The sequence below is a fragment of the Flavobacterium sp. genome (genome assembly GCF_046073885.1).
Classification (GTDB): Bacteria; Bacteroidota; Bacteroidia; order Flavobacteriales; family Flavobacteriaceae; genus Flavobacterium.
In genome coordinates this window covers 1-4396 of record NZ_JBJTND010000033.1, presented here as the reverse complement: position 1 = coordinate 4396, position 4396 = coordinate 1, and the positions used below count along the sequence as shown (strand labels likewise).

The window sequence follows — 4396 nt, the reverse complement described above, 5'->3', positions numbered from 1 at the left end:
AGTACAATAATTATCTACTAAAATTGATATAATTTTTTCTATAAACATTTTTAGAAAAAACGTATATATTCTTTTTAAACTTGCACAAAAATACGACTTAAGAACTATTCTCAAAACCTTAAAATAGTCTTAAATTCAATTTATATTAATTCTAAATAATATTTAACATTTGTATTCACCCATTAAATATTACTTTTACGTAAAAATCACCACATTATGAGAATTTTAACACTTTTTAAATGCCTTATATTGGCTATTACATTTGGCTTACCAAACAATCATTTAAACGCTCAAAACATAAAAACCACTCCAAATAACGACTCAAAATTAGAACAATTAGTAGTTGAAAAACGGAAATTAAATCCCTCGATTGCTTTAAACGAGAGATATAAAATTCAGATTTTTAGTGGCGAAAGTGAAAAAGCAAAAAAAACAGTAATTCAATTCAAACAAGAGTTTAAAGATATTGACGCCACAATAATATTTAACACCCCCAACTATAAAGTATGGGTAGGTAACTTTAAAACAAGAATGGAATCTGAAAGAAATTTTGCAGAAATCAAGAAAAAGTACAAAAATACACTCCTGATAAAACCAAACAAATAAGCATAAAAAAATCCCGATAAATCGGGATTTTTTTTATGCAATTAAAATATTATTTTAATTTCTTTTTGATTGCTACTTCGTGGTACGCTTCAATAATATCTCTTTCTTCAATATCATTGTATCCTTTAATTTGAATACCACAATCGTATCCTTTAGTCACTTCTTTCACATCATCTTTGAAACGCTTAAGAGCTACTAATTCACCGTCAAATACAACAACTCCTTCTCTAACTACTCTCACTTTAGCTGCTCTCGTAATCTTACCATCCATAACCATACATCCGGCAATAGATCCAACTTTAGAAATTTTAAATATCTCTCTAATCTCAGCAGTACCAAGCACTTCTTCTTTCATTTCTGGCGCTAACATTCCTTCCATTGCATCTTTCAAGTCATCAATAGCAGCATAAATAATAGAATAGTAACGGATATCAATTTCTTCTTTATCGGCTAACTGTCTTGCATTTCCAGCAGGACGAACATTAAATCCGATAATAATTGCATCCGAAGCAGAAGCTAACATTACGTCTGTTTCAGTAATAGCACCCACTCCTTTGTGAATGATATTGATTTGAACTTCTTCAGTAGATAATTTAGAGAACGAATCAGACAATGCTTCAACAGAACCGTCCACGTCTCCTTTAAGAATTACATTCAATTCTTTAAATTGACCTAAGGCAATTCTTCGTCCAATTTCGTCTAATGTAATATGACGTTGTGTTCTTACTGATTGCTCACGCATCAATTGAGAACGTTTTGAAGCAATTTGTTTTGCTTCTTTTTCATCTTCAAAAATATTAAATTTATCTCCCGCAGTAGCCGCTCCATCCAAACCTAATACAGATACTGGAGTTGAAGGACCTGCTTCTTTAACTACATGCCCTCTTTCATCATGCATGGCTTTAATTTTACCATGATGTTTTCCAGCTAACATATAATCTCCAATTCTTAAAGTTCCATGTTGTACTAATAATGTAGAAACATACCCTTTACCTTTGTCCAAAAACGCTTCTACAACAGTTCCTTGCGCCGGTTTATTTGGGTTTGATTTTAAATCTAAAATTTCAGCTTCTAGCAATACTTTTTCAAGCAATTCCTTAACACCTAAACCAGTTTTAGCCGATATATCGTGAGATTGAATTTTACCTCCCCAATCTTCAACCAATAAATTCATACCCGCTCATCTTTCTTTAATCTTATCTGGATTAGCATTTGGTTTATCTACTTTATTGATTGCAAAAATAATCGGAACACCAGCTGCTTGCGCATGACTAATCGCCTCTTTCGTTTGCGGCATAATATCATCATCCGCAGCAATTACAATAATTGCAATATCGGTAACTTGAGCTCCACGAGCACGCATTGCCGTAAAGGCCTCGTGACCTGGAGTATCTAAAAATGCTATTTTTTGACCATTGTCTAAAGTCACTCCGTAAGCACCAATATGCTGCGTAATTCCTCCAGACTCTCCTGCAATTACATTTTCTTTACGAATATAATCCAATAAAGAGGTTTTACCGTGATCGACATGCCCCATAACAGTTACGATAGGTGCTCTAGACACTAAATCTTCTTCTTTATCTTCAACAACTTGAATTGCTTCTTCAATATCTACAGTGATAAACTCCACTTCATAACCAAACTCATCGGCTACAATAGTTAATGTTTCAGCATCCAAACGCTGATTCATTGTCACCATAATTCCAAGTGACATACACGTACCAATTACTTTAGTAATAGGCACATCCATCATAATTGCGATTTCACCTACAGTAACAAATTCAGTAACCTTAATAGTTTTACTTCCTTCATCTAAAGCTCTTTGCTCTTCGTCTGATTTTTGACGGTGTGTATCTCTCTTATCTCTTCTGTATTTCGCCGCTTTAGATTTACCGCCTTTACCTTGAAGTTTTTCTAAAGTCTCACGGATTTGATTTTTAACTTCCTCTTCCGTAGGCTCTACTTTTGCAACAATAGCAGGTCTATTCCCTTTTACAAAACCAGGTTTAGCACCTCTATTAGCATTGAAACCACCTCCAGCATTTGGAGTGATTTTATTTGGATTTGGAGCTCCTGGCTCACCTGGTGTTGATGGCTTAGCTACAATTCTTTTTCTTTTATTTTTACCTGCATTAGCTCCAGCACCTGGTACACCTGGTTTATTTGGAGTAATTTTAGGATCTTCTTTTTTCTTTTTAGGTTTATTGAATTGAGACAAATCAATAGTTTGACCCGTTAAAGTAGCTCCTGATAGTTTCTGATACTGAGTAGTAATGGTTTCGTCTACAGGAACATCGTCCGATTTAACATCAGCTTTTGCATCAACAGAAACTGTTTTTTTGTCCTCTTTTGGTGTAACTTCAGCAACTGGATGTACTTCTTTTTTGTCTGAAACTGGTTTTTCTGAAACAACATCTTTAGGTACGTCTTGAGTCTTAACTTCTACAGGAGATGGTTTTTTAGGATTGAGTTCTATTTTACCAACCTGAATAGGACCCGTTACTACCGCTTTCGCTTTAATAACTTCTTGACGTTCCTCTTCTTGTTTACGTTTTTCTTCAATCTCTTGCTCACGTTGAATACGTAACGCTTCTTTTTCTTTTCTTTTCTCTTCCCCTACTTCTTTAGAAGCTTCTTTATTCCCCTTATCGCCCGCAAATTGACTTTGTAGGATACCAAACTCTCGTTCAGAAATTTTAGCATTTGGATTTGCATCAATAGCAATTCCCTTATCTTTTAGATAATCTACTGCTCTTTCTAACGAAATGTTTAATTCCCTTAAAACCTTGTTTATTCTTATTACTCTCTCTTCAGACATAAAAACTTTTTATTATTATCTTTTTGTTGTGTTTCTCGACCCAAACCTTTTAAAAAAGGACAATGAAGTTAAGATATTTTTTTAAGATTTGAAATTAATTATCAAATTCTTCTTTTAATATCTTAATTACATCTAGAATTGTTTCCTCTTCCAAATCTGTTCTTCTCACCAAATCTTCTACATCTTGATTCAAGATACTTCGTGCCGTATCTAATCCAATTTTAGCAAATTCATCGATAATCCATTCTTCAATTTCGTCAGAGAACTCCGTTAATTCAATATCATCTTCTTCTCCACTAACGGCATCTCCTTCACGAATTACATCCAATTCATATCCTGTCAAAAGACCTGCTAATTTAATATTGTGACCTCCTCTACCAATCGCTTTAGAAACTTCTTCTAATTTCAAGAACACTTCTGCTCTCTTAGTTTCTTCATTAATTTTAATAGAAGACACTTTAGCTGGACTCAAAGCACGAGTAATATACAATTGAATATTACTTGTGTAATTGATAACATCAATATTTTCGTTTCCTAACTCACGAACAATTCCATGAATACGTGATCCTTTCATACCTACACAAGCTCCAACAGGATCAATTCTATCATCATACGAATCTACCGCTACTTTTGCTTTTTCTCCTGGAATTCTTACTACATTTTTAACCATAATTAAACCGTCAAAAACTTCAGGAATTTCTTGTTCAAATAATTTTTCCAAGAACTTATCTGAAGTTCGTGACATAATAATTTGAGGTTTATTTCCTTTTAATTCAACGCTTTCAATGATTCCGCGCACATTGTCTCCTTTACGGAAAAAGTCAGAAGGAATTTGTTTTTCTTTTGGCAAAACAATTTCATTTCCTTCATCGTCAACCAAAATGACAACTCTTGGTCTTACATGATGTACTTCGGCAGTATATATTTCACCGATAATATCTTTAAATTGCTTGTACAAATTAGTATTGTCGT

Annotated in this window: 2 protein-coding genes and 1 pseudogene; 1 reads left to right on the top strand and 2 read right to left on the bottom strand. The window is 33.6% G+C overall.

Annotation, left to right across the window (positions count from 1 at the left end; all coding sequences use genetic code 11):
- The first annotated feature begins 216 nt into the window (after positions 1–216).
- On the top strand, positions 217–606 hold the full coding sequence (locus ACKOWY_RS04935) for an SPOR domain-containing protein (RefSeq protein WP_408940333.1): 390 nt from the start codon (positions 217–219) through the stop codon (positions 604–606).
- 49 nt (positions 607–655) lie between these two features.
- On the opposite strand, the pseudogene infB reads toward ACKOWY_RS04935, so the two are convergent.
- Both infB and nusA read right to left on the bottom strand, forming a co-directional pair.
- A pseudogene (gene infB, locus ACKOWY_RS04930) lies at positions 656–3424 on the bottom strand (translation initiation factor IF-2).
- A gap of 94 nt (positions 3425–3518) precedes the next feature.
- Positions 3519–4396, bottom strand: an 878-nt coding sequence (gene nusA, locus ACKOWY_RS04925; RefSeq protein ID WP_408940332.1) for a transcription termination factor NusA, incomplete at its 5' end; no start/stop codon positions are given.

Coding starts and splice junctions, on each gene's coding strand:
- ACKOWY_RS04935 (WP_408940333.1), top strand. CDS start 217: ATGAGAATTTTAACACTTTTTAAATGCCTTATATTGGCTATTACATTT.